A 23,299-nucleotide genomic window follows, 5' to 3' on the forward strand; every position below is an offset into this window, starting at 1 on the left:
GCCGCCGGTCAGGCCTCCGGGTGCTCCTCCAAATACTCGGCCAGGGTTTCGAGGTTGGCCCGGACGGTGCGCCCCTGGGCGCGCTCCACGAGCGGATCAGCGACCTTCCCGAAGATGCCGCCCAGGCCGGAGGCGGCGTCGATCCGCTGCGTCAGGCGCGTCCCGCCGTCGGCCGGTTCCATGGTGAGCGTGACCGTGAAGTCCAGTTTTCCCTCCACGGCGCGGGACACGATGCGCCTGGGCGGATCGAACTCGGCATACTCGATGGTCCAGTCGAACTTCCGACCCATGACCTTGCTGGTGCCGCGGCCCCTGGACCCCTTCCCCACGGGGCCGTCACCGACCTGTCCGGAGGAGGTGACGGAAGAGTCGAAAACCGCGATGTTTTCAAAGTTCGATAAGAAATCGAAGACCTCCTGCGGCGGACGCGCGATGACGACAGATTCTTCTACTACAGGCATCGGATTCTCCTCAAACAGTGCCTGACGCCGGCGCGGTTCTGCCGGCATGGGGGCGGGCACAGCGACAGCTTGGACCCCGGACCGGCCACTGTCAATGCCCTGTGGTCAGCGGCCGTGGCCCCAGCCGCTGACACCCCAAAAGACGACCGCGGCAATGCTGAAACGATCTTGAACTGCGGTAACACTTCCTTCCTGGCAAGCGCTTCCGGTACCGAAAAATGCTAATCATGCTTACTATTGGCTGGTGCCGGGCTGCCCGCTGGGGGCAGACCAACCCGTGCCGGACCCGGAGGTTGCATCAGCATGGAACATGACATGCGTCCCCTGACGGACGACGAACTGATGTCGGAACAGGCCACAGCTTTGCCGGACAAGGAAGTCGCGTCCGTACTCGACCTGAACGCGGACCTGGACCTGGGCATTGATGCGGCGGCCCCCATCGACTTGGCCGTTGCCGCCAACGCCAACGTAGCTGCCCCGATCGACGCGGCCGCCTCGGCGAACATTCTTTCCTTTGGCTCGGAGGCCCAGGCCCTGGCGGACCAGGGCGTGGTCATCGAGCAGGACATCGTGGCTGACGCGAACGCCGAATCCACCCAGGACAGCACCATCGACCAGGCTAATGACACGGTCGACGACGGCGATACCGCGGCAGACACCGGAACCACTGAGCCGGGCATCACAGCAGGAACGGCCGACGGCGGGAGCCTCCTTCCTGACGGCACCCTTCCCGATGGCACGCTTCCGGACGGCGTCCTTCCCGAAGAGAGCCTGCCCGACGTCGGTGCGCTGCCGGTGGACCCGGCGGCCGCCCTGGACGGGGACCTGCTCAACGTCAACGTGGACCTGGCCGCCGACGCGGACATCGCCGCCCCGATCAACGGCGCCGTGGCAGCAAATGCCAACGTGGCCGCCCCGATCGACGCCGCCGTGGCAGCGAACATCGGCTCCATCGACAGCCAGGCCTACGCCGTGGCCGAGCAGGACGCCATCATTTCGCAGCACATCGAGGGCCAGGCCAACGCCTCTGCCGACCAGCAGTCCAACCTCGAACAGTAAGCACGGATGAGCCACGCCACCGGCGGGCCGCGCCCCGAGGCCGGCCCGCCGTCGTCCCATGCCTCCCTTGCCGAGCGCCCGCTGCAGGTCCCGGTGCGCGCCGACGGCGTCCACTTGCTGGGCCAGTCCGGGGGATCCGGTTACCGGGAAGCTCCCTCGCTGGTCCGCCGGGCCGACGGCCAGACCCTGCAGCTCACCCGGCTGCTTTATCTGGTGCTGGAGGGTGCCGACGGAAACCGGACCGTGGAGGAGATCGCGCAGCACGCCACGCAGGGTTCGGGGCGGCTGGTCAGCGCGGAGAACGTGCGCACGCTGATGGACTCCCAACTGCTGCCGATGGGACTGCTCCGCCTGGCGGACGGCTCCCAGCCGGAGGTGAAGAAAGCAGACCCGCTCCTCGGTATGCGGTTCCGGTACACCGTGACGGACCCCGAACGCACCAGGAAAATCACGGCCCCCTTCGCAGTGCTGTTCAACCCGCTGATCGTGGTAGCCGTTACTGCCGCATTCCTGGCTGCCTGCTGGTGGGTGCTGATGGTGAAGGGCCTGGGCTCCGCCACGCATGAGGCGTTCGCCAATCCGGCGCTGCTGCTGCTGATTTTTGCCATCACCATCCTCTCTGCCGGCTTCCACGAGTTCGGCCATGCCGCGGCCGCACGAAAGGGCGGCGCAACGCCCGGCGCCATGGGTGCGGGCCTGTACCTCGTGTGGCCCGCCTTTTTCACAGACGTCACTGACTCGTACCGGCTGGGCAGGGGCGGCCGCCTCCGCACGGACCTCGGCGGCCTGTACTTCAACGCCATTGTGGCCGTTGCCATCATGGGGCTCTGGTGGGCCACCGGTTTTGATGCCCTGCTGCTGGTGGTGGTCACCCAGATCCTGCAGATGGTCCGGCAGTTGCTCCCACTGGTGCGGTTCGACGGGTACCACATCCTGGCGGACACCACTGGAGTGCCTGACCTGTTCCAGCGCATCAAACCCACCCTCTTAGGCCTGCTGCCCTGGCATTGGGGGAAGCCCGAAAACAAGGTGCTCAAGCCGTGGGCCCGAGCCGTGGTGACTGTATGGGTGCTGGTCACCGTGCCGCTGTTGCTGTTCAGCCTGGCCATGATGGTGCTCGCCCTGCCGCGGCTGCTGGCCACCGCCTGGGACAGCGCAGGCAGGCAGCGGGACATGCTCGCTGCCAGCCTCTCCGACGGGGACCTGGCCGGCGCTGCCGTGCGCGCGCTGGCGATCGCCGCCGTCGCGCTGCCCATGCTCGGGATGCTGTACATCCTGTTCCGGCTGCTGCGGCAGCTGGTCACCGGCCTCTGGAAGAAGACCCGGGGCAAGGTCCTCCAGCGGACCGTCGCCACGGCCGCCGTGGCGGCACTGCTCGCCGGGCTCGGCTGGGCATGGTGGCCCGACGGCGGCACGTACCGTCCCGTGCAGCCTTACGAACGCGGCACGCTGGCTGACGCCACCTCGTCAATCGTTCCGCAGGGCAGCACCGTGCTGCGTGAAGGCCGCAGCGGCACAACCGTTGCACTCTGGCCGGAAGGCGCCGCCAAGCCGACCCGGGAGAACCCCCAGCTGAGCATGGTGCTGGTGCCGGTGGAGAAGAGCGGCTCCGGCACCGCGTCCGCTGCAACTGCTGCGGGCACCGCTGCACCGTCCTGGGTGTTCCCGTTCGACCGGCCGGCCGCGCCGGAGGAGGACGGGAACCAGGCGCTGGCGGTGAACACCACCGACGGTTCGGTGACGTACAGTGTGGCCTTTGCGCTGGTGTGGGCCGAGGACGGCGAACCCGTAGATACCCGGAACGAGGCCTACGCCTTCGCCAGCTGCACCGGGTGTGCCGCCGTGGCGGTGGGTTTCCAGGTGGTGCTCATCGTTGGTGAGGCGGACGTCATCGTCCCCGAAAACCTGTCGGCCGCGGCAAATTACAACTGCGTGGACTGCCTCACCTATGCGCTGGCCAGCCAGCTGGTCCTCACCCTCGATGGCCCGCTGGGCACGGGCAGTCGCGAACAGCTCAATGCCCTGTGGGCTGAGATCGCAGAATACGGCCGGAACATCCAGAACGTTCCCCTCTCGGAAATCCAGGCCCGGCTCGCGGCCTACAAGGAGCAGATCACCGCAATCATCAAAGCGGACCCCAGCGCCACTAGGACAACCGGGACGCCTGCTCCCACGGGAACAGCCGCACCCACCGAACCTAACGCCCCGGGCGGCGCGCCCACGGGGCCCGTTTCCCAGGCACCGGCCGGAGGGGCACCCGCACCCGCACCCACCCAGATGCCCACCGCACCGGCAACGCAGCCCGCCGCGGGTGACCCGCCGCCGTCGTACGTCCCCATTGAGACGCCGGTGCCAACGGCGGATACTGGGGGCACGGCCCCCGCCGTGGAGCCCCAACCCACCGCCAACCCCAGCTAGGAGAGCCAATGTCATTGAGCAAGGGAACATCCGTGGAGTGGAATACGTCGCAGGGCAAGACGCACGGCAAGATCATCGAGAAGAAAACCAGCGACTTCGAACTGGACGGGCACACGCACCGGGCCAGCGAGGATGAGCCGCAGTACGTTGTGGAATCGGCCAAGACCGGCGCCCGTGCCGCGCACAAGGCGTCCGCCCTGACAGAGAAGAAGTAACGGCATGGCTACCCAGCACGAGGTCCTCATCATCGGCGGCGGGAATGCCGGCGTCTCCCTTGCCGCCCGGCTGGAACGCTACGGCGTCAAGGACGTGGCACTGATCGAGCCCAAGGACCACCACCTTTACCAGCCGCTGTTCTCCCACATTGCAGGGGGCCGGGCGCAGGCGAAGGAAGCCGTCCGGACCCAGCAGTCGGTAACCCCCAAAGGCGTGACCTGGATCCGCGACGCGGCAGTGGACGTCGACGCGAATGCCAACACGGTCACCCTCGCCTCGGGAAGCACGGTGGCCTATGGGCAGCTGGTGGTGTGCCCGGGGCTGCAGTACGACTGGGACGCCGTGCCCGGCCTGGCCGAGGCCGTGCACTCCCCGCACGGCGCCTCGCACTACGAGTTCGACCTGGCGCCCAAGGCCTGGACGCTGCTCAGCGGACTGACGTCCGGCACCGCCGTGTTCACCATGCCGGCCGGCCCCATCAAGTGCGGCGGGGCGAGCCAGAAGCCCATGTACCTGGCCTGCGACTACTGGAAGGAACAGGGTGTCCTGGACAAGATCCGTGTGGTGATGGTCCAGCCCTACCCCACCGTGTTCGGCGTCCCGGAAGTGGACCGGGAGCTGGACCGCAAGATCTCCGAGTACGGAATCGAACTGTGGACCAACAGCGAACTGGTCTCGGTGGACGCCGCCAGCCAGGCTGCCACCATCCGAAACATCGAAACCGGCGCCGAGGAAGTCCTGCACTATGACGTACTCAACGGCGTCCCGCCACAGTCGGCCCCGGACTGGCTCAAGGCCACGGACCTGCCGGCCGCCAGCGACAAAGGCGGTTTTGTGGAGGTGGACCGGCAGACGCTGCGTCACCTCCGCTTCGCCAACGTTTGGTCCCTTGGCGATGCCGCCGGCACCACCAACTCCAAGTCGGGCGGAGCGCTGCGCAAGCAGACCAAGGTGCTGGCGAAAAACCTGGTGGCCGCGCGGAAGGGCAAACCGCTGCCCGAGAAGTACAACGGCTACTCGGTGTGCCCCTTCACGGTGTCGCGCGACACGGTGGTGTTCGCCGAGTTCGACGACCGCTACCGGCCCATGCCCACCATCCCCCGGGTGCCCACGTGGAACGAGAGCCGCCTGTCCTGGGTGGTGGACCGGGACATGTTCCCGCAGGTGTACTGGAACATGATCCTCAAGGGCCGCGCCTAGGGGTTCCGGGGTTGGGTTTCGACGGGCTCAACCACCGGCGCGCCTAAGGGTTTCGGCTGTCCAGTTCCCTGCCGACGCGCCACTCGTCGGCGAGGATGGCGTAGATCAGCTCCGTGGCCCACTGGCCCTTGTAGTGCCACTTATCAACGTGGCGTGCCTCCAGCCGCATGCCCAGCCGGCAGCACAGGGACGCCGACGCCGCGTTGAGTTCGTCCAGGCGGGCCTCGATCCGGTGCAGGCCGAGCTCCCCGAAGCCCAGTTCGAGCATCGCCGCCGCGGCTTCGGTGGCGTAGCCCTTGCCGCGGGCTGCGGGTGCCAGCGTCCAGCCCACTTCGCCCTGCAGGTGCCCTGGCAGCCACTTGAGCACCACCTCGCCCTGAAGCCCGGGCTCGCCGTCGGCCTCGATGGCCAGGGCCACCCAGTCCCCCGCTTTTTCGAAAACGAAGTTCGCGTAACGGCCCACGCGTTCCATCGACTGGGTGTAGGTCTTCGCCGGTCCGGGCAAATAGCGCGCAGTTTCGGGCAGCGAATGGTACGCGTGGAATGCGTCCAGGTCGCCGCCGTCGAACCGGCGCAGGACCAGCCGCTCCGTGCGGATGGGCAGGCGGATGTCCGGCACTGGCCGCGCCCCGGGCTACTGGGCGGAACCGACGACGGCGGCCGTCGCCTCCGCGATGGCGCGTTCCTCATCAGTGGGCACCACCAGGACAGGGATGGCTGACTGCGGCGTGGAAATAACGCGCGGTTCCTTGGACCGCTCGGCGTTCAGGCCGCCGTCGAGCTCTATGCCCAGTGCTCCCAGCTTGTCTGCCACCAGCGCGCGGAATTGGTGCGAGTTCTCGCCGATCCCTGCCGTGAACACCAGTGCCTTGGCCCCGCCGACGGCCACGTGGTAACCGCCGATGTACTTGGCCAGCCGGTAGGAGGTGACAGCGAGAGCGGTGGCCGCCTTGGTGTTGCCGTCCTCGGATGCTTCCACCACGGACCGCATGTCGTTGTTGCCGGCCAGGCCCTTCAGCCCGGACTCCCGGTTGAGCATGGTGTCGATGTCCTCCGGGGTCCAGCCGGCACGGCCCAGGAACACCAGGATTGACGGGTCCAGGTCACCGGAGCGGGTACCCATCACCAGGCCCTCGAGCGGCGTGAAGCCCATGGAGGTGTCCACCGACTGGCCGCCCCGGATCGCCGTCACGGAGGCGCCGTTGCCCAGGTGGGCGATGACGCCGTCGAACTCCTCCACCGGGATGTCCAGCAGGGCGGCGGCGCGCCGTGTGACGTACTCGTGCGAGGTGCCGTGGAAGCCGTAGCGGCGGATGCCGTGGTTGGTGTACAGCTCGTCCGGGACGGCGTAGCGCCAGGCGTGCTCCGGAAGGGTGCGGTGGAAGGCGGTATCGAAGACGGCCACCTGCGGCATGTCCGGCCACTTTTTGGTGATGGCCCGGATGCCCAGGACGTTGGCCGGGTTGTGCAGGGGCGCCAGCGGGTTGAGCCGCTCGATGGCGCGGGTGATTTCGTTGTCGATCAGCACCGGCTCGGCGAACCGTTCCCCGCCGTGCACAACCCGGTGCCCGACGGCGCCGAGCTCCAGGTCGCCCAGCTCCCGGTGGATGGCCGCGTCCACCTGCTCCAGCGCCTCGGCGTGGTCCCGCGGGCCCTCGATCTCGCCGTCGCCGTCTCCCCCGTTGCCCATGCCGATCTTCTCGATCAGCCCCTCGGTCAGGACGGTCCCGGCTGCAACGTCGCGCACCTGGTACTTGAGCGAGGACGAGCCGGAGTTGATGACGAGCACGAGCATGTGGGGCCTCCTGAGCCTTGCGTCTGCGGTTCAGTCCCCACTATATGTGCCGCGGCGCGGCGCCCAATTCCTTGCGGATGCGGACCGTCTGTGCCTAGAGTCGGCGGACAGGCTGGACCACGCCCGAGAGGACATTCCAATGACGAACGAGCCCACTTCGATCGACGAGAACGACCCCACCAACACCGGCTCCAGCAGCACCCCGCCGCTCCACACCGGCGCCGGATCCGGAAGCAAGGACCCCACCGGTGTGGAGGGCGCGAACCCGGCCCTTGACGACACCGGCAACGTCAAGGCCGCCGAAACGGGAGAGGCCCCGCAGGCCCCCGAGAACACCGAGGATCTCGACCTCACGCCGCAGGGCCTCTCCGACGAGCCCGCCAAGCAGGAGGACAAGGAGAGCCTGGCCAAGCCGGACAACAGCTGACCAGCAACGAAGACGACGCCGGCACCTGCGTGGGCGCCGGCGTCGTCCTCTGCCCGGGGAAGGTCCTACAGAGCCGGCGCCTGCGCCTGGATGGCGGTGATGGCCACCGTGTTCACGATGTCCTCCACGGTGCAGCCGCGGGAGAGGTCGTTGACCGGCTTCCGCAGCCCCTGCAGGACGGGCCCGACGGCGACTGCACCGGAGCTTTGCTGCACCGCCTTGTATGTGTTGTTGCCGGTGTTCAGGTCCGGGAAGATGAACACGGTCGCCTGCCCTGCGACTGAGGAGCCCGGCATCTTGGACTCGGCGATCGAGGCGTCCACGGCGGCGTCGTACTGGATGGGGCCTTCGACGGCGAGGTCCGGGCGCCGCTCCCGCACCAGTTCGGTGGCCTGCCGGACTTCGTCCACGGCCTCGCCGGAGCCCGAACCGCCCGTGGAGTAGGACAGCATGGCCACCCGGGGCTCCACACCGAACTGCGCGGCAGTTTCGGCTGAGGCGAGCGCGATGTCCGCCAGTTGCTCCACGTTGGGGTCCGGGTTCACAGCGCAGTCGCCGTACACCAGCACCCGGTCCGGCATCAGCATCAGGAACACCGAGGACACGATCTTCACGCCCTCGCGGGTCTTCACGAATTCAAGGGCAGGGCGGACGGTGTGCGCGGTGGTGTGCGCGGCCCCGGAGACCATGCCGTCCACCACGCCCAGCTGGACCATCATGGTGCCGAAATAGCTGACATCCTGCATGATCTCGAGCGCCTTGGGCAGGTCAACGCCCTTGTGCGCGCGCAGCTCCGCGTACTGCTCGGCGAACTTCTGACGCAGGTCTGAGGTGGCAGGATCCACCACGTTGATGCCGGTGAGGTCGATGCCCCGGGCGGCGGCCAGCTCCCGGACGTCCGACTCAGGCCCCAGGACGGTCAGGTCACAGACGTCGCGGCGGTGCAGGATTTCCGCCGCGCGGAGGATCCGGACGTCGGTCCCCTCGGGCAGAACCACGTGCCGGCGCTGCGCGCGGGCCCGCTCGATAAGGTCATGCAGGAACCGCAGCGGCGTCATCCGCTCGGCCCGCGGCAGGTGCAGGCGCTCCATGAGCTCGGCCTCGTCCACCTGCCGGGACCAGAGCCCCAGCGCCGAGGCAACCTTCCGCCGGTGCCCGGACCAGATCTCGCTCCGGACCTCCGAGACGCGCCGGGCCGTGGTGTAGGTGTCCTCCCGCGCCGCGAACACAGGGAACGGCGCCTGCGCCAGGAGCGGGTAAATGTTGGCGTCCGGTGCCAGCCCGCCGGTCAGGATCAGGGCGGACGCCACCGGGAACTCGGGCGAGAAGGACGACGCCAGGCACGCGACCATCACGTCCGCGCGGTCCCCCGGCACGATCACCAGGGCGCCCTCGTCCAGCACGTTCAGGAAGTTGCCCACGTTCATCGCGGCCACCTTGATGTCCCTGACGTCACGTTCCATGTCCGCCCGGCCTGCGATCTGCCGGACGCCCAGGGCGGCGGCCACCTCGCCCGTGGTGGGGCGGGCGATCTCCTCAAGCTCGGCCAGGACATAGACGGGCCGCCCGGAGGCGCCCGGCTTCACGGCGGCGGCGATAGCCTCGACGTCGTCCGGGTCAGCGCGGTTGACCATGATGGCGAGCAGCGCGCACTTCTCCGCTGACAGTTCCTTGCGGGCCACCTCGACGGCGGCCGCGGCCTCGGCGACGGTGCGCCCCTTGGCGCCCACCACGGCCACCACGGGGGCGGCCAGGTTGTTGGCCAGGCGGGCGTTGAGGTCGAATTCGACGGCGGCGTCCTGGCCGGTAAGGTCCGTTCCCTCGACGATCACCACGTCACAGTGGCGGGAGATTTCTGCGAAGATCTCCACGCAGCGGGCATCAATGTCGGCCCGTTTTCCCTCGGCCAACAGGGTCCTGACCTCTTCATGGGTGAGGCCGCCGCGGCAGCGCTCATCCTCCATCGCGAAGCGGGATTTCATCAGGGCAACCATCGGGTCGTCATTCGCGTCCGGGCCGTGGACCACGGGTTTGAAGAAGCCGATCCTGTCCGCGTGGCGGTGCAGGGTGTCCGCCAGGCCCAGGGCCACAAGGGACTTGCCCGATCCGGGCGTGGTTGCGCTGACGTAGATGCCTTTGGCCATGGTCTGCCCTTTGCTGTCTGCTGGTGCCGGTCCTCCCATCCTCGCACCTCCCACCCCGCGAGATGGCACTTCACGGCAGTATCCGACCCCGGGACTGCCGTGAAGTGCCATCTCGGGAAGGCCGCACGCCCTTGACACCGGACCCCCTCATGGGATTACCTAATGAACATTCGGTAAATAAAGCTGGAGGCAATGACGCATGGCTGAAACAACCCTTTCCGGGCCCCATCACCAGATCCTGGAGAACGATTACGCCTCCGAGTGGATGGGCATCAAGGTCCTCTCGCTGAGCGACGGCCACGCCACCATCCGGATGACCCTCCGGCAGGAAATGCTCAACGGCTTCGGCATGGCCCACGGCGGAATGATCTTCGCCTTCGGGGACACGGCGTTTGCGCTCGCATGCAACCCGGCCGTCCCGGCCCCCGGGGAGGAAAACAACATCACCGTGGCCTCCGGCGTGGACATCAACTTCCTCAAGCCCGCCTTCCGCGGCCAGGTGCTGACCGCCGTCGCGGACCGCCGTTCCAGCGCCGGGCGCAGCGGCCTGTACGACATCCAGATCTTCGCCGCCGACTCCCCCCAGGCAGAAGCCACCTCCGGCACCCCCGGCGAACTCATTGCCGAGTTCCGCGGACGCAGCCGCACCATCCCCAAGAAGTAGGTAGACCATGACCCTGCACGCCCCCGAAACCCCCGCCGCAGCAACCTCAGCACAGGCGGACGCCGTCCTGGACCGCGAGGAGACCATCTCCCGCGACGAGCTCGAGGCGCTCCAGCTCAGCCGCCTGCAGCACACGGTGGCCTACGCCTACGAGCGCGTGCCGCTGTACAAGCGCAAGTTCGACGACGCCGGCATCCACCCCTCCGACCTGCGCGAACTCAGCGACCTGGGCAGCTTCCCGTTCACCACCAAGGAAGACCTGCGCGCGGAATACCCGTTCGGCATGTTCGCCGTGCCGCAGAACGAGGTGGCCCGCGTCCACGCCAGCTCCGGCACCACCGGGCGGCCCACCGTCGTCGGGTACACCAAGCAGGACCTGGCCGACTGGGCCAAGCTCGTGGCCCGCTGCTTCCGCGCGTCCGGCATCCGCCCCGGCATGAAGGTCCACAACGCCTACGGCTACGGCCTGTTCACCGGCGGCCTGGGCGCCCACGCCGGCGCCGAGGCACTGGGCTGCACCGTCATCCCCATGTCCGGCGGGCAGACCGAACGCCAGATCCAGCTGATCCAGGACTTCCAGCCGGACGCCATCCTGGCCACGCCCACCTACCTGCTGACCATCGCCGACGCCATGGCGCACATGGGCATCGACCCCACCTCCACGTCGCTTAAATACGCGGTGCTGGGCGCCGAGCCGTGGACCCAGGAGATGCGGCACGAGCTCGAAGTCACCATGAACATCAAGGCCTGCGACATCTACGGGCTGTCCGAGGTGATGGGCCCGGGCGTCGCCGGCGAGTGCGTGGAGACGCAGGACGGCAGCCACATCTGGGAGGACCATTTCCGCCCCGAAATCATCGACCCCTTCAACCCCGTGGCGGGCAAGGAAAACGTCCTGGGCGACGGCGAGCACGGCGAACTGGTGTTCACTTCGCTCACCAAGGAAGCGCTCCCCATCATCCGCTACCGCACCAAGGACCTTACCCGCCTCCTCCCGGGCACCGCCCGCCCCGCACACCGCCGGATGGGACGTATCACCGGCCGCAGCGACGACATGATCATCCTGCGCGGCGTGAACCTCTTCCCGTCGCAGATCGAGGAGATCGCGCTGCGGATCCCCGAGCTCAGCCCGCACTTCCAGCTCGAACTCACCCGGCCGGAGGGCCAGCGGATGGACCAGCTGACGGTCCGGATCGAGCGCCGGGACAACGTCACCCCCGAGCAGAGCACGACGGCGGCGCGCGCCTTGAAAGAGCAGATTAAGATCCACGTGGGTTCTTCGTGCGCGGTGGACGTGGTGGAGCCGGGCTCGCTGGAGCGGTCCAACGGCAAGCTGCGCCGGATCTACGACCTTCGGCCGAAGGGGTAGCAGGACCGATGGTGCGGGGGCGTCCCGGACTTACCGACCGTTCGTGAGAAACTAGCCACTATGCCCAGCACCACCGAAACCTCAAGCCCCGGCAGTTCAGCGAGCAGCGCCGGCACCAAGCGCGGGCGCCCCGGCTATGACCAGCAGTCAGTGCTGCGCATCGCCGTGGACGTCTTCAACCGGCACGGCTACGACGCCACGTCCATGGGCATCCTGGCCGAAAACCTGGGCATCTCCAAGTCCGCCATCTACCACCACGTGCCGTCCAAGGGCGACCTCCTCAAGCTCGCCCTGGACCACGCGCTGGGCGGCCTCGAGGCCATCCTGGAAGAGCCGGAGGCCACGTCCGGAGCCGCCGACGCCCGGCTCGAGTTCGTCCTCCGGCAGACCGTGGCCGTGCTGGTGGACCGGCTGCCGTTCGTCACGCTGCTGCTGCGCCTGCGCGGCAACACCGAGATCGAACGGGACGCGCTGGAGCGGCGGCGCACGTTCGACCACAAGGTGGCCGGACTGATTTCCGCGGCCCGCGACGAGGGCTCGCTGCGCCAGGACATCGATCCGCGGACGGTCACCCGGCTTTTGTTCGGCATGATCAACTCGATTGTGGAGTGGTACAAGCCCGGCGGTGCACTCTCGCCCACAAGGCTTGCCGACGACGTGATCACCATGGCGTTCGACGGCCTCCACGGCCACTCCTAGGCTCTCCCAACCAAGTAGCGCCAACTGTCGTTATGGAGCCTCTAAACGACAGTTGATGCTACCCAGTTGGGCTGCCGCGCCACTTTCGGTTGCCCCGCGCGCTGCCAGGCACGACCCAATTTCCGCAGATACTAAGTGTGCTTGGTATTTCAGTCGCTCCCCGGCTACGGTGGTAGGAAAGCCACCATCTGCAGGGAGGTTGAGAATGAGCCCGGCCACACGTCCAACGCGTCCCGGCCGATGCAGGACTGCCGCCGCAGCAGCTGCCGTAAGTGCCGCCGTCGTTCTTTCCGCCTGCACCGGCGGCTCTCCTCCTCCCCCGGCCCCGAGCGAAACCGCCGCGACAGCAACGAACACCGGGACTACTGCCAGGCCCTCGGCATCAGCCCCGGCAACCGCGGCGCCGGCCACAGGCAGCGGCGCTGATGCGGCCGGAAACGTTCCCCAGCTGGTGGAGAATCTTTCGCCATCGGTGGTCACCATCTTCACTGACGGCGGGCTGGGCAGCGGGGTGGTCTACTCCGAGGACGGCCTCATCCTGACCAACGAGCACGTGATCCGCGGCAACACCACGGTGGAAGTGGCATTCGCCGACGGCCAGCGGGTGGAGGGCACGGTCCGGGCCACCGACGCCGTGACAGACCTCGCCCTGGTCCAGGCCAACCGGACCGGCCTGCCGAAGCCGACGTACCAGACCAACCTGCCGAAAGTCGGCGAGGGGGCACTGGTGCTGGGCTCCCCGCTCGGCTTCGAAAACACCGCCACTGCCGGCATCATTTCCGGGCTCCACCGCTCCATCCCGGGCTCCGCCTCCAACAGCCTGTCCCTGGTGGACCTGATCCAGACCGACGCGCCCATCAGCCCGGGCAACTCGGGCGGTGCCGTGATCAACATGCGCGGCGAGATCATCGGGATCAGTGAGGCCTACCTCCCGCCGTCCACCGGCGCGGTGGCGCTGGGCTTTGCCATCCCCGCGGCCACGGCAGTGGAAGTCGCGGAGGAGCTCCTGGCCGACGGCACCGCCGAGCACGCCTATGTGGGACTGACGCCGGGCGAACTCACGCGGCAGATCGCCGAGCAGCTGGGCATCGACGCAAGCACCGGCGTCGTGGTTCTGAACGTTGACGAGGACGGCCCTGCCGGACGTGCCGGCATCCGCCCCGGCGACGTCCTGGAATCCATGGAAGGCGTGGAGCTGGACGCGCCGGAAAGGCTCCTGGCTGAACTCCGCAACCGCAACCCCGGCGACTCTATCGGGTTCAAGGTCAAGCGGGGGGACGAGAGCCTGGACATCAAGGCGGAACTCACCGAACGGCCCGCAAGTTAGCACCACCCCGACAGGAAGGTAAGACAATGAGCCACCCCAAAGATGAAGCAGACGCAGGATTCATCATTCCGGATCCGTCCAAGGTCCGCGAGGACGTACCCGGCGACGCCGGCGACGAAGCGAACGTGATCCGCTTCAGCGAAGAGCAGGCCCTTATTGAGGAGCAGGCCCACGGCATCCGGCCGGACACGTACAGCGTGCCCTCCGGCGGACCCACCATGGACGAGGCCCGCGGCAACATGGACCTCTCGGACCAAAGCCGGAGCGGGCGCGGAACAGGCCCCGAGGACGACAGCAGCGACGACGGCCTACACGGCGGCGCCGAATCCTGACTTATTAGCTCACCACAACGGCAGGGGCGCCCCGGATGATCCGGGGCGCCCCTGCCGTCTTTTTGTTCTGTTAGAGCTGGTACTCCATGGTGCTTCCCAAGCCTTCATGGACGCACAGGATGTTGTGCTCGGTGTCCATGAACCAGGCAGACTTCTCCGAGTCCCTGGTGCAGATATGGTTTTCGGTCTTGAGATTCGGCAGGTCGTAGTCCTGGAACTGCACCCCCATCGATTCCATATCCCGCACCGTCTTCTCGATGTCCGTCACTTCGAAGCTCAGGGCGGTGTGCTCGGAGTGTCTGCCGTCCGAGACATGCATCAACTGCAGCATGGGGCCGCCGTCGGTGCCGAGCAGTTCGCTGCCGTCGTCAGCCGTGCCGCAGTGCGGGAGTCCGAGCTTTTCCGTATAGAAACTGTGGGCGCGAGCGGGGTCATCGACTGGCAGGATGGTTGTGGCTGTGTTCATTTTCAGGCTCATGTGGCCACCTCCTACGGGCAGAATCTTACGCCTGCGGCACCGGGAAAGAACCCCGAATTTTCGGCCCGGCTACTTTGGCTCTTTGGGGTTGTTGGCTTCCGCCAGTTCCACTTCGGCCGTGGCCTGGATCAGGGCCAGCAGTTCGGGGTCCAGGCCCGGGGCAAACTCCTCTTTCCGCTCCGGGGACATGGACATCGGGAAACCTTCGGGCATAACGTCCGTGGTGAGTTCGGTACCGTCGTTTGATGGCGAGGCGCCCCGGTACAGCTTGCCCGCCTGGCTGAGGTTGTCCGCACTGAAGGTGTACTGGATGCTCTGCAGCCCCGTGTCCAGCAGCTTTTTCACTTCGGGGAATTGTTCGGCGTTGGTCTTGGGGATGGGCAGGACCTTGCCCCAGTTCACGCCCAGGCTTTCCAGTGCCTTGGCGAAGGCGTTCTCGTGGGCCTGGTCCCGGACAATGAGGTAGGCGATGGTGGAACGCGCCGTCTTGTTGTCCGTCATCTCGTAGATGCGGCACTTCTGCAGGCGGCCGGTGGATTCGAGCATCAGGTTGTAGAGCAGGTCCAGGACCAGATTGCCGCTGTTGTAGACGTAGGAGCCGCTCCACGGATTGCCCGCCGCATCCACGGGCAGGGCACCCTGCGCGCCCACCAGGTAGTGGTGGATGTTGCTGGTGTCGAGCGCGATCTTGAGGGGCGTGGCACCCTTGGCGCCGGGCTCGTCCACGGGGTCGGTCTTTTTGCCCTGGTAGCGCGGGGATCCGTCCAGGAGCTGCGAAATGGTGGTGCCGATCAGTTCAACGTGGCTGATCTCCTCCGTTCCCACGCCCTGCAGGAGGTCCTTGTAGGGCTTGGAGGAAGGGTCGCCACGGAAGTTCATGCTCTGGAAGAGGTACTGCATCATGGTGCGCATCTCGCCGAACTGGCCGCCCAGGCCTTCCTGCAGGGCGTTGGCTGCAGCCGGATCCGGCTCATCGGCGGCAATTTCATTGATCAGAAGCTGGGTATGCAAGTACATGGGCCATTTCCTCGTTTCGCTGGTTTGCTCTCACCGAAGGTCCTGCTCAGGTGAATGGATGCCACCACCGTAAGCATGCTTAGCTTTAATCGCAAGGGTACTTACTACTTTTCGCCTCCCATTGTTAACCTGCCGTTTCTTTTGCAGTACGGCGTTCTCGTAATTTCCCGTTGTCTGGCGGAGTTTGGATATCGGTGTTCTCGATAATCCCCCTCATCTTCCGCGAAGGACATCATGCGTTATCCCACTCCTCCTGCCCTCGGCATCCTGGGTGTCAGCACCCTCCTTGCACTCACGGGCTGCCAGGCAGCCGCTTCCGAGCCTGCGGACCCTGCAAGCGCTCCGATCACCATCGCCACCATTCCCCTCGGTGATGACCCCACCCAGGCGAACCCCATCGAGGCGTTCGCCGAACTGCTGGAGGCCGAAACCGGCCGCGAGGTGGAGGTCACGGACGTACCCGACTACCTCAGCGTTGTGGAAGCCATCCGTGGCGACCACGTGGACATCGGCATCATGAGCGGTTTCCCGTCTGCCCTGGCTGTGAACACCGGCGAGGTGGACTCCCTGATGGCGTGGGCCGGCAGCGACGACCCCGTCTCCACCTGCGTGGTGCTGGACGGTTCCCCGGTCCAGAAGCTTGAAGACCTGCGGGGCAAGACTGTTGCCTTCGCAGACCAGGCATCGAGTTCCGGCTATTTCATGCCGGTCTACATGCTGCACGAGGCAGGACTGAAGAAGGGCCAGGATTACGAGGCCATCTTTGCCGGCGGGCACGAGGGCAGCTTCGCCGCACTGAAGCAGGGCCAGGTGGACGCCGCCTGCACCGCCGTCATGCTCACCGAGCTCGGCGCACCCATGTTCCCCTTCGCGGAGGGTGAGTGGCGCGGCATTGGCAAGAGCCCCGCGATGGACGTCATGGGCAGCGTGCTTGCCCGCCAGTCTCTGGACAGCGAGACCCGCCGGCAGCTGCAGGAGGCGCTGCCCAAGGTGTTCTCGGAGAACAACGCCGAAGCGCTGGGCGCACTCGGCAAGGGCTTCATCGGCCTCGAGGAAGTCATGGATCCGGAACCGGCCATCTTCGACTCCTTCGCCGAGATCGCCTCGGTGGCCGATGTGAAGCTCGAGGACCTGGGCTGATGAACGCCACCATCTCCGCAGCAACCTGTACTCCCGAGGCACAACTGCTGCAGGCACTCCCGCTGATCTCGGTCCGGAACCTCACCGTGGCTTACGGCAACCAGCCGGTGCTGGACGGCGTGGACCTGGACGTCCGCCCGGGCGAAATGGTGGCTCTCCTGGGCGCTTCAGGCTCCGGCAAGTCCACGCTCATGAAGAGCCTCACCGGCTTCGCGCCCATCACGGCGGGAACCGCCAGGGTGGCCGGCTACGATGCCACCAACCTTCGGCGCGGCGACCTGCGGAAGCTGCGCTCCGACGTCGGGCAGGTCTTTCAGCAGTTCAACCTGATTCCGCGCCTGAGCGTCCTCACGAACGTCCTCACCGGTGCCCTGCACAACGCGGGGCCCGGCAACCTCGTGGGCGGGTTCAGCAGCGCGCACCGCCGCCTGGCCATGCATTACCTGGACCGGGTGGGCATCGCGCATAAAGCGAAGGAGCCTGCCCGTTCGCTAAGCGGCGGCCAGCAGCAGCGGGTGGCCATCGCCCGGGCGCTGATGCAGCAGCCCCGCGTCATTCTCGCCGACGAGCCGGTGGCCTCCCTTGACCCGAAACTCGCCGGCTCCGTGCTGGGCCTGCTGCGTGAAATCGCCACGGAAGACGGCATCCCGGTTCTCGTAAGCCTCCACGTCCTTCCCCTCGCCCTCGAGTACAGCGACCGCATCGTGGGGCTCCGGCAGGGCCGGATGCTCATCTCGGCGCCCACCCCCGGGCTTGATGCCCCCAAGCTGTCATCGCTCTACGACGACGAAGGAGAGCCCGTTGACCACCACCTCTGAAGCCACGGCGGCCCGCGGAGCCTCAACAGCGGGCCCGCCCATGGACCCGGCAGAACGGCTGCGCCTCGAGCGTGCTTTCCGCGTGCCCCGCGCACGGTTCCTCACGGGCATTCCGCTCGCGCTCATCGTGCTGGCCTGGTCCTTCTGGGGCGCCGAATTCAACTTCGCCAAACTCGGCGAAGGAACGGTCAACATGGGCGAGTTCCTGTCGCGGCTCTTCCCGCCCGACTTTTCCAAATTCGGCACCATCGTTGCGCTGCTGGTTGAAACGCTGCAGATGGCCATCGTCGGAACCGTGCTCGGCGCGGTCCTCTCGCTGCTGGTGGCGTTTGCCGCGGCGTCCAACATCGCCCCGCCCTGGCTCTACTACCCCGCGCGCTGGGTCATGAACATCATCCGCTCGGTACCCGACCTGGTGTTCGCGCTCATGTTCGTCTCCGCCGTCGGCCTGGGACCGTTCGCCGGAATCCTCGCCATGACACTTGGCTCCCTCGGCTCGATTGGCAAGATCTTCGCCGAGGCGATGGAGTCGGTGGACCGCGGGCCCGTCACCGCGATGGAGGCGGTGGGCGCGTCGAAGCGCCAGGTCATCCACTACGGCATCGTCCCGCAGGCAGCACCGCTGCTGGTCTCGTACACGCTCCTGCTGTTCGAGGGCAATGTTCGCGGAGCGACAATTCTGGGCCTCGTGGGCGCCGGCGGCATTGGCCTTGAACTCACCACGGCAATGCGGATGTACGACTACGGACACCTCAGCGCCATCATCATCTGCATCATCGCGCTCGTCACGGTCATTGACCAGGGCAGCGCACTCATCCGAAGGAGAATCACATGACAGCACCAATCATCGACATCGAGCTCAGCGCTCCGGTCAACCTCCGGGACCTTGGGGGCATCCCCATCGAGGGAGGTGTCCTGCGGGAAGGCCTGGCCCTGCGCGCCGATGACCTCTCCGTCATCACCGACGAGGACGCACGCCTTCTGGTGGACAACGGGCTCGCCGCCGTCATCGATCTGCGCACCAACGACGAAGCCGCGCTCACGGGCCGCGGCCCGCTCGCCAACTACCCGGTGGCCTACCACCACCTGCCCCTGATGGAGAGCATCACCGCGGGAATGCCCGACGGCGGCACTCCAGTCATCGAGCACGTCGCCATGGGCGAGATGTACGCCCGGATGGTGGAAACTGCAGCGCCGCAGCTCGCCAGCGCCCTGGGAATCATCGCCCTTGCCCCCGGGGCCACCGCCTTCCACTGCGCCGCAGGCAGGGACCGGACCGGCGTCCTGGCCGCGGCCCTGCTGCTGGCACTGGGTGCCGGCGATGACGCCATCGTCGCCGACTACGCCCGCACCCACTCCAACATGACCGCAATCCTGCAGCGCCTGCGGCCCACCATGGGTGCGCTGATGGCCCGCCTCGGTTTCGACCTGGACGCCATGACGGCGGTGACCTTCTCCGACGAACCGATGGACATCTCGATGCTTACGATGCTTGCCAGGCTGCGGGAACGCCACGGAGACGCGCTGGCTCCCCTCCGGGCCGCCGGACTAAGCAACGGGACCATCACCCGCCTCCGGGAACGGGCCCTTGCATGACCGCTCCCGCCACCGGGACTCTTGCCACCGGTAGGGGTGAGGCCCCCGCGCGTAGCCAGCGACGGGGCCCCGGCCGGCCACGCAATGAGGACATCGACGCCCAGGTCCTGGCAGCCGTCCTGGAACTCATTGACGACAAGCAGGACGTGACCGCGGCGCGGATCGTGGACCGCAGCGGAGTCAGCCGTGCCGCCCTGTACCGGCGGTGGCCCTCGCTGGCCACCCTCATCGCTGCCGCACTCGACGTGGGGCGTGAAATGCCTCCCGCGATCCCTGCTGACGGCAACCTGCGGGACGTTATCCTCGAAACCCTGCTGGGCGCCACGGCCGGCACCGGGCCGGTGGACTACCCCGACGAGCGGTTCCGGCAGAGGATCCGGCTGGCCATGGCGGACCGTGAACTGCAGAAGGCGTACTGGACCTCCCATGTGTCCCGGCGGCGGGCACCCATCGAGAATGCGCTCCGCACCGGCATCCAGCGGGGCGAACTGCGGGCGGACCTCGATCCCGAAGCCTGTTTCGACCTCATCGCCGGTGTGTTCTACTACCAGCTGGTGGTCCGCGGCGATGACCTCTACGACGGGAACACCAGGGCCCGCTGCCGGTCCGCGCTGGAGGTCGCCTGGCGGGGCATGGTGTCCGAAGCCTAGATCGGGTTGTTGCTGTCGTCCCGCTTGTCGGGGTCCTGGCCGTCCCCGTAGCCGGTGGCCGAGGCCAGTCCGCCAACCTGCTGGCCGGCATTGGTCTGGCCGGGCAGGAAGTGTCCGTCCGGGGAGGCTGCCTGTTCCTCCCCGGACCCGGGGGCGATGTCCTCACGCAGATGCTCGTCAGTGGGAAGATCCTGGTTGCCGGGGGTTTCCTTATCGCTCATGCCACCAGCGAATCACCCTCTTGCCGTGACGGCAACCACCGGCCATGGTGCCCCGGCTACTTTTCCACGAGGGTGAGGACATCGTAGGTGGCCACGATCTCGTCGTTCTGGTTGGTGAGGACGGCATCCCAGGCCACCTCGCCGTACTCGTCGGTTTCGCGCGGCGTGATCCTTTTGGCGGTGAGGGTCACCCGGATGGAATCGCCGGCGGCAACGGGGGTGATGAAGCGCAGGTTCTCCAGGCCATAGTTGGCCAGGACGGGCCCCGGCGCGGGCTCCACGAACAGGCCGGCCGCCCAGCTCAACAGCAGGTAGCCGTGGGCCACGATGCCCGGGAAGAACGGGTTGGCCTCGGCGGCTTCCTGGTTGGTGTGGGCATAGAACGTGTCGCCGGTTGAGTTGGCGAACGCGGTGATGTCCTCCAAAGTGACCTGGCGCAGGTCGGAGCGGACGGCGTCGCCGATCCGCAGTGTCGCCAGGGATTTCCGGAACGGGTGGATTCCCTCAGTCTCAACGGTGAAGTTCCGGTCTGCCCCGGCATGCCAGACGCCGGTGATTGCGGTGAGCATGTTCGGCGACCCCTGGATGGCGGTGCGCTGCATGTGGTGCATGACGGACCGGATGCCGCCCAGCTCCTCGCCGCCGCCGGCCCGTCCGGGACCGCCGTGGACCAGGTGCGGGACAGGTGAGCCGTGGCCGGTGGAGCTTCTGGCGTCCTCGCGGTTGAGCATCAGGACGCGTCCGTGGTGCGCGGCGATGCCCGTCACGAGTTCGCGGGCAACGTCAGGATCGTTGGTGCACACCGTGGCCACCAAGGAACCGCTGCCGCGGGCGGCGAGGCGGACGGCGTCGGCGGTGTCCTTGTACCCGATCACCGACGAGACCGGCCCGAACGCCTCCAGCGAGTGGACTTCCTCCGCCTCGGGGTTGTTCCAGTTCAGCAGGACCGGCGCCATGAACGCGCCTCCGTCCACAACCCCGGTGGAACCGTCCGCAGAGGTGACCGACGGCGAATCAAGCGTTCCGTACGCAAGCTCACCGCCGGCGTCGAGCATTGACTGCACGGCCGCGCGGACGTCCTTAAGCTGTTCCACGGATGCCAAGGCGCCCATGGTGACGCCGTCCGCGCGGGGATCACCCAGCACCACGCGTTCGGTGAGCCGCTGGCCGATGGCCTTGCTGACCGCGGAAACCAACGCTTCGGGAACGATGGCCCGGCGGATGGCCGTGCATTTCTGGCCCGCCTTGGCCGTCATTTCGGTAACAACGGAGCGGACAAAGGCGTCGAATTCGGGTGTTCCCTCCACGGCGTCGGGGCCCAGGATGGCCGCGTTCAGGGAGTCGGTTTCGGAGGTGAAGCGGACGCCGCCCTGGACCACGTTGGGGTGGGACTTAAGGGACAGGGCCGTGGACGCGGAGCCAGTGAAGGCCACCAGGTCACGGTAGTCCAGCACGTCCAGCAGGCCGCGGACCGAACCGGAGATCAGCTGCAGCGAACCCTTGGGCAGGATATTGGATTCGACGATGGCCTTGACCACGGCTGCGGCGACGTAGCCGGTGGGTGTTGCGGGCTTGACGATGGTGGGAACGCCGGCCAGGAACGCGGGCGCGAATTTCTCCAGCATGCCCCAGACCGGGAAATTGAAGGCGTTGATCTGCACGGCGACGCCGGGAATGCGCGTGTAGATGTGCTCGCCGGCGAAGGAGCCGTCCTTGGACAGCACCTCCATGGGCCCGTCCACCACCACCTGCGAGTTGGGCAGTTCGCGCCGGCCCTTGGAACCAAAGGTGAACAGGACGCCGATGCCGCCGTCGATGTCGATCAGGTTGTCGATCTTGGTGGCGCCGGTCTGCGCGGAGAAGGCGTAGAAGTGTTCCCGCCGGGCGTGCAGGTACTGCGCCAGTTCCTTGAGCTTCAGGGCGCGCTGGTGGAAGGTGAACTGGCCCAGTTCCGCCTGGCCGGTGGTGCGGCCGTACTCCACGACGGCGGCCAGGTCCAGCCCTTCGGTGCTCACCTTGGCCAGGATCTCCCCGGTGCTGGCGTCACGGACAGGGACGGCTGACGCCGTTGATCCGGCGTCGGGCGTCCACCAGGAATCCTGGATGAAGCTGGGTACCGTTTCCACGGTGTCGAGCGTGGCGTGGGGAGCTGTGGCAGTGGTGGTCATCGTTGACGGTCCTTCCAACAAGGAGGCAGGAAACGGCAGCCGATCATTACTGACCGTCCGTTCGGTAATATAAGTACCTTACATGAATGTGCCGCCGTGCACACTAGAACGGACTACACCGGAACGCTGCACACTGGAAGCACATCCGCCCTGAAGGAGAGCACATGAACGCCCCATCACCGAACGAATCAGACACCCAGGCGCATCCCGCCGCCGAGCATGAGCTGTGGAAGATCCACCTCGGCGAGCTGGACGAAAAGATGGGCGTCAAGATCGTCGAAGAGTCCGTGGAGCGCGTGGTGGCCACCATGCCCGTGGAGGGGAACCGGCAGTCCTTCGGGCTGCTGCACGGCGGGGCGTCGCTGGCTGTCGGCGAGGCTGTGGGTTCGTGGGCCGCGGTCATCCATGCGAGCACCATGGGCAAGACCGCCGTGGGAGTGGACGTTTCCGCCACCCACCACCGCTCCGCGCGCGAGGGACAGGTGACCATCACGGCCACGCCCATTCACCTGGGCGGCACGCTCACCACGCACGAAGTGGTTATCACCAACGAAGCCGGCCATCGGCTCTGCACCATGCGCATCACCAACCTGCTGATGCGGCGCCATAAGTAGCCGCACCGTGGGTTGAGCCTGCCGAGACCTACAGGAGCCGCACCGGTGGTTGAGCCTGCCGAAACCTACCCGTTGCGCTTCCTGCGCCTGACCAGCGCCATCAGGACTGCCCCGACGGCGATCGCTGCGCCGGCAGCGACGGCAACCGGCAGCAGCGCCGACGAACCGGTGAAGGCCAGGTAGCCGGCACCCGCCGCGGCACGTGAGCCATTCCCCGTGTTGGCGAGATCAGCCGGAGGCGTACTGGCAGCGGGCGGTACGACGACGGGGGCGCCGTCTGAAGGATCTGCCGGCGCCGCTGGGGCCGGGTCAGCCGGAACGGGTGCCGGGTCAGCCGGGTCAGCCGGAACGGGTGCCGGGTCAGCCGGGGCAGCCGGAACGGGAGCCGGGTCAGCCGGAACGGGAGCCGGGTCAGCCGGAACGGGAGCCGGGTCAGCCGGAACGGGAGCCGGGTCAGCCGGAACGGGAGCCGGGTCAGCCGGAACG

24 protein-coding genes and 1 pseudogene are annotated in these 23,299 nt (G+C 67.2%); 16 read left to right on the forward strand and 9 right to left on the reverse strand.

Annotated features, from left to right (window positions below):
• Positions 1–8: 8 nt before the first annotated feature.
• Positions 9–461: an SRPBCC family protein gene (locus tag ACZ9BC_RS14160; RefSeq protein WP_476246457.1), complete on the reverse strand. Its 453-nt coding sequence runs from the start codon at positions 459–461 to the stop codon at positions 9–11.
• A 315-nt stretch (positions 462–776) separates the two neighbouring features.
• Between ACZ9BC_RS14160 and ACZ9BC_RS14165 the strand changes: the two genes are divergently transcribed.
• The 4 genes from ACZ9BC_RS14165 to ACZ9BC_RS14180 are packed head-to-tail and all read left to right on the forward strand — an operon-like array spanning position 777 to position 5,354.
• Positions 777–1,520 (forward strand): peptidoglycan-binding protein, encoded by a 744-nt coding sequence (locus ACZ9BC_RS14165; protein ID WP_476246458.1) that lies wholly within the window; start codon positions 777–779, stop codon positions 1,518–1,520.
• 6 nt (positions 1,521–1,526) lie between these two features.
• A complete protein-coding gene (locus tag ACZ9BC_RS14170; protein WP_476246459.1) occupies positions 1,527–3,938 on the forward strand; it encodes a M50 family metallopeptidase in 2,412 nt (803 codons plus the stop codon).
• Between the two features lie 8 nt (positions 3,939–3,946).
• A complete protein-coding gene (locus tag ACZ9BC_RS14175) occupies positions 3,947–4,153 on the forward strand; it encodes a hypervirulence associated TUDOR domain-containing protein (RefSeq protein WP_009356625.1) in 207 nt (68 codons plus the stop codon).
• A gap of 4 nt (positions 4,154–4,157) precedes the next feature.
• A complete protein-coding gene (locus ACZ9BC_RS14180; protein ID WP_476246460.1) occupies positions 4,158–5,354 on the forward strand; it encodes an NAD(P)/FAD-dependent oxidoreductase in 1,197 nt (398 codons plus the stop codon).
• 43 nt (positions 5,355–5,397) lie between these two features.
• Here ACZ9BC_RS14180 and ACZ9BC_RS14185 read toward each other — a convergent pair whose 3' ends face one another.
• Positions 5,398–5,973: a GNAT family N-acetyltransferase gene (locus ACZ9BC_RS14185; RefSeq protein WP_476246461.1), complete on the reverse strand. Its 576-nt coding sequence runs from the start codon at positions 5,971–5,973 to the stop codon at positions 5,398–5,400.
• Between the two features lie 15 nt (positions 5,974–5,988).
• Positions 5,989–7,149: an acetate kinase gene (locus tag ACZ9BC_RS14190; RefSeq protein WP_476246462.1), complete on the reverse strand. Its 1,161-nt coding sequence runs from the start codon at positions 7,147–7,149 to the stop codon at positions 5,989–5,991.
• 139 nt (positions 7,150–7,288) lie between these two features.
• Here ACZ9BC_RS14190 and ACZ9BC_RS14195 point away from each other — a divergent pair, with 139 nt between their 5' ends.
• Positions 7,289–7,576, forward strand: a complete 288-nt coding sequence (locus ACZ9BC_RS14195) for a hypothetical protein (protein WP_476246463.1) — start codon at positions 7,289–7,291, stop codon at positions 7,574–7,576.
• Positions 7,577–7,641: 65 nt separating this feature from the next.
• Here the strand turns inward: ACZ9BC_RS14195 and pta are convergent, their stop codons facing one another.
• Positions 7,642–9,720, reverse strand: coding sequence for a phosphate acetyltransferase (gene pta, locus ACZ9BC_RS14200; RefSeq protein WP_476246464.1), 2,079 nt, complete (start codon positions 9,718–9,720; stop codon positions 7,642–7,644).
• A gap of 199 nt (positions 9,721–9,919) precedes the next feature.
• Between pta and ACZ9BC_RS14205 the strand changes: the two genes are divergently transcribed.
• The 5 genes from ACZ9BC_RS14205 (at position 9,920) to ACZ9BC_RS14225 (ending at position 14,111) form a co-directional block, all read left to right on the forward strand.
• Positions 9,920–10,384, forward strand: coding sequence for a hotdog fold thioesterase (locus tag ACZ9BC_RS14205; RefSeq protein WP_476246465.1), 465 nt, complete (start codon positions 9,920–9,922; stop codon positions 10,382–10,384).
• Between the two features lie 7 nt (positions 10,385–10,391).
• Positions 10,392–11,753: a phenylacetate--CoA ligase PaaK gene (gene paaK, locus ACZ9BC_RS14210; RefSeq protein ID WP_476246466.1), complete on the forward strand. Its 1,362-nt coding sequence runs from the start codon at positions 10,392–10,394 to the stop codon at positions 11,751–11,753.
• A 60-nt stretch (positions 11,754–11,813) separates the two neighbouring features.
• On the forward strand, positions 11,814–12,452 hold the full coding sequence (locus ACZ9BC_RS14215) for a TetR/AcrR family transcriptional regulator (protein WP_476246467.1): 639 nt from the start codon (positions 11,814–11,816) through the stop codon (positions 12,450–12,452).
• 205 nt (positions 12,453–12,657) lie between these two features.
• Positions 12,658–13,779: a S1C family serine protease gene (locus tag ACZ9BC_RS14220; protein WP_476246468.1), complete on the forward strand. Its 1,122-nt coding sequence runs from the start codon at positions 12,658–12,660 to the stop codon at positions 13,777–13,779.
• 26 nt (positions 13,780–13,805) lie between these two features.
• Positions 13,806–14,111: a hypothetical protein gene (locus tag ACZ9BC_RS14225; RefSeq protein WP_476246469.1), complete on the forward strand. Its 306-nt coding sequence runs from the start codon at positions 13,806–13,808 to the stop codon at positions 14,109–14,111.
• 70 nt (positions 14,112–14,181) lie between these two features.
• Here the strand turns inward: ACZ9BC_RS14225 and ACZ9BC_RS14230 are convergent, their stop codons facing one another.
• Together ACZ9BC_RS14230 and ACZ9BC_RS14235 are read right to left on the reverse strand one after the other, a co-directional pair.
• Positions 14,182–14,589 (reverse strand): VOC family protein, encoded by a 408-nt coding sequence (locus ACZ9BC_RS14230; RefSeq protein ID WP_476246470.1) that lies wholly within the window; start codon positions 14,587–14,589, stop codon positions 14,182–14,184.
• A gap of 69 nt (positions 14,590–14,658) precedes the next feature.
• Positions 14,659–15,606, reverse strand: a complete 948-nt coding sequence (locus ACZ9BC_RS14235; RefSeq protein ID WP_476246471.1) for a manganese catalase family protein — start codon at positions 15,604–15,606, stop codon at positions 14,659–14,661.
• A 234-nt stretch (positions 15,607–15,840) separates the two neighbouring features.
• On the opposite strand from ACZ9BC_RS14235, the gene phnD reads away from it, so the two are divergent.
• Genes phnD through ACZ9BC_RS14260 form a run of 5 tightly spaced genes read left to right on the forward strand, consistent with a single transcriptional unit; the run spans position 15,841 to position 19,810 of the window.
• Positions 15,841–16,746: a phosphate/phosphite/phosphonate ABC transporter substrate-binding protein gene (gene phnD, locus ACZ9BC_RS14240; protein ID WP_476246472.1), complete on the forward strand. Its 906-nt coding sequence runs from the start codon at positions 15,841–15,843 to the stop codon at positions 16,744–16,746.
• On the forward strand, positions 16,746–17,564 hold the full coding sequence (locus tag ACZ9BC_RS14245; RefSeq protein WP_476246473.1) for a phosphonate ABC transporter ATP-binding protein: 819 nt from the start codon (positions 16,746–16,748) through the stop codon (positions 17,562–17,564). The genes phnD and ACZ9BC_RS14245 overlap by 1 nt, the downstream gene beginning before the upstream one ends.
• A complete protein-coding gene (gene phnE / locus ACZ9BC_RS14250) occupies positions 17,548–18,399 on the forward strand; it encodes a phosphonate ABC transporter, permease protein PhnE (protein ID WP_476246474.1) in 852 nt (283 codons plus the stop codon). Before ACZ9BC_RS14245 ends, phnE begins: the two co-directional genes overlap by 17 nt.
• Positions 18,396–19,160 carry a tyrosine-protein phosphatase gene (locus tag ACZ9BC_RS14255; RefSeq protein WP_476246475.1) on the forward strand — a complete coding sequence of 255 codons (765 nt, stop codon included), beginning with the start codon at positions 18,396–18,398 and terminating at the stop codon, positions 19,158–19,160. Before phnE ends, ACZ9BC_RS14255 begins: the two co-directional genes overlap by 4 nt.
• Entirely contained in the window at positions 19,157–19,810 is a 654-nt protein-coding gene (locus tag ACZ9BC_RS14260; RefSeq protein ID WP_476246476.1) for a TetR/AcrR family transcriptional regulator, read from the forward strand. The genes ACZ9BC_RS14255 and ACZ9BC_RS14260 overlap by 4 nt, the downstream gene beginning before the upstream one ends.
• Here the strand turns inward: ACZ9BC_RS14260 and ACZ9BC_RS14265 are convergent.
• Both ACZ9BC_RS14265 and paaZ read right to left on the reverse strand, forming a co-directional pair.
• Positions 19,807–20,031, reverse strand: a complete 225-nt coding sequence (locus tag ACZ9BC_RS14265; RefSeq protein ID WP_079597472.1) for a hypothetical protein — start codon at positions 20,029–20,031, stop codon at positions 19,807–19,809. The two genes, ACZ9BC_RS14260 and ACZ9BC_RS14265, sit on opposite strands and share 4 nt — an antisense overlap.
• Before the next feature lie 56 nt (positions 20,032–20,087).
• Entirely contained in the window at positions 20,088–22,199 is a 2,112-nt protein-coding gene (gene paaZ, locus ACZ9BC_RS14270; protein ID WP_476246477.1) for a phenylacetic acid degradation bifunctional protein PaaZ, read from the reverse strand.
• Positions 22,200–22,363: 164 nt separating this feature from the next.
• Between paaZ and ACZ9BC_RS14275 the strand changes: the two genes are divergently transcribed.
• Entirely contained in the window at positions 22,364–22,813 is a 450-nt protein-coding gene (locus tag ACZ9BC_RS14275) for a PaaI family thioesterase (RefSeq protein WP_476246478.1), read from the forward strand.
• 65 nt (positions 22,814–22,878) lie between these two features.
• On the opposite strand, the pseudogene ACZ9BC_RS14280 reads toward ACZ9BC_RS14275, so the two are convergent.
• Positions 22,879–23,299: pseudogene (locus tag ACZ9BC_RS14280) on the reverse strand (S1 family peptidase); the annotation flags it as partial.

The sequence above is a fragment of the Pseudarthrobacter sp. TE3704 genome (genome assembly GCF_056279405.1).

What these genes read in the sequence shown, in the direction of transcription:
- ACZ9BC_RS14160 (WP_476246457.1), bottom strand. Translation starts at nt 461, where the DNA reads ATGCCTGTAGTAGAAGAATCTGTCGTCATCGCGCGTCCGCCGCAGGAG.
- ACZ9BC_RS14165 (WP_476246458.1), top strand. Translation starts at nt 777, where the DNA reads ATGCGTCCCCTGACGGACGACGAACTGATGTCGGAACAGGCCACAGCT.
- ACZ9BC_RS14170 (WP_476246459.1), top strand. Translation starts at nt 1,527, where the DNA reads ATGAGCCACGCCACCGGCGGGCCGCGCCCCGAGGCCGGCCCGCCGTCG.
- ACZ9BC_RS14175 (WP_009356625.1), top strand. Translation starts at nt 3,947, where the DNA reads ATGTCATTGAGCAAGGGAACATCCGTGGAGTGGAATACGTCGCAGGGC.
- ACZ9BC_RS14180 (WP_476246460.1), top strand. Translation starts at nt 4,158, where the DNA reads ATGGCTACCCAGCACGAGGTCCTCATCATCGGCGGCGGGAATGCCGGC.
- ACZ9BC_RS14190 (WP_476246462.1), bottom strand. Translation starts at nt 7,149, where the DNA reads ATGCTCGTGCTCGTCATCAACTCCGGCTCGTCCTCGCTCAAGTACCAG.
- ACZ9BC_RS14195 (WP_476246463.1), top strand. Translation starts at nt 7,289, where the DNA reads ATGACGAACGAGCCCACTTCGATCGACGAGAACGACCCCACCAACACC.
- pta (WP_476246464.1), bottom strand. Translation starts at nt 9,720, where the DNA reads ATGGCCAAAGGCATCTACGTCAGCGCAACCACGCCCGGATCGGGCAAG.
- ACZ9BC_RS14205 (WP_476246465.1), top strand. Translation starts at nt 9,920, where the DNA reads ATGGCTGAAACAACCCTTTCCGGGCCCCATCACCAGATCCTGGAGAAC.
- paaK (WP_476246466.1), top strand. Translation starts at nt 10,392, where the DNA reads ATGACCCTGCACGCCCCCGAAACCCCCGCCGCAGCAACCTCAGCACAG.
- ACZ9BC_RS14215 (WP_476246467.1), top strand. Translation starts at nt 11,814, where the DNA reads ATGCCCAGCACCACCGAAACCTCAAGCCCCGGCAGTTCAGCGAGCAGC.
- ACZ9BC_RS14220 (WP_476246468.1), top strand. Translation starts at nt 12,658, where the DNA reads ATGAGCCCGGCCACACGTCCAACGCGTCCCGGCCGATGCAGGACTGCC.
- ACZ9BC_RS14225 (WP_476246469.1), top strand. Translation starts at nt 13,806, where the DNA reads ATGAGCCACCCCAAAGATGAAGCAGACGCAGGATTCATCATTCCGGAT.
- ACZ9BC_RS14230 (WP_476246470.1), bottom strand. Translation starts at nt 14,589, where the DNA reads ATGAGCCTGAAAATGAACACAGCCACAACCATCCTGCCAGTCGATGAC.
- ACZ9BC_RS14235 (WP_476246471.1), bottom strand. Translation starts at nt 15,606, where the DNA reads ATGTACTTGCATACCCAGCTTCTGATCAATGAAATTGCCGCCGATGAG.
- phnD (WP_476246472.1), top strand. Translation starts at nt 15,841, where the DNA reads ATGCGTTATCCCACTCCTCCTGCCCTCGGCATCCTGGGTGTCAGCACC.
- ACZ9BC_RS14245 (WP_476246473.1), top strand. Translation starts at nt 16,746, where the DNA reads ATGAACGCCACCATCTCCGCAGCAACCTGTACTCCCGAGGCACAACTG.
- ACZ9BC_RS14255 (WP_476246475.1), top strand. Translation starts at nt 18,396, where the DNA reads ATGACAGCACCAATCATCGACATCGAGCTCAGCGCTCCGGTCAACCTC.
- ACZ9BC_RS14260 (WP_476246476.1), top strand. Translation starts at nt 19,157, where the DNA reads ATGACCGCTCCCGCCACCGGGACTCTTGCCACCGGTAGGGGTGAGGCC.
- ACZ9BC_RS14265 (WP_079597472.1), bottom strand. Translation starts at nt 20,031, where the DNA reads ATGAGCGATAAGGAAACCCCCGGCAACCAGGATCTTCCCACTGACGAG.
- paaZ (WP_476246477.1), bottom strand. Translation starts at nt 22,199, where the DNA reads ATGACCACCACTGCCACAGCTCCCCACGCCACGCTCGACACCGTGGAA.
- ACZ9BC_RS14275 (WP_476246478.1), top strand. Translation starts at nt 22,364, where the DNA reads ATGAACGCCCCATCACCGAACGAATCAGACACCCAGGCGCATCCCGCC.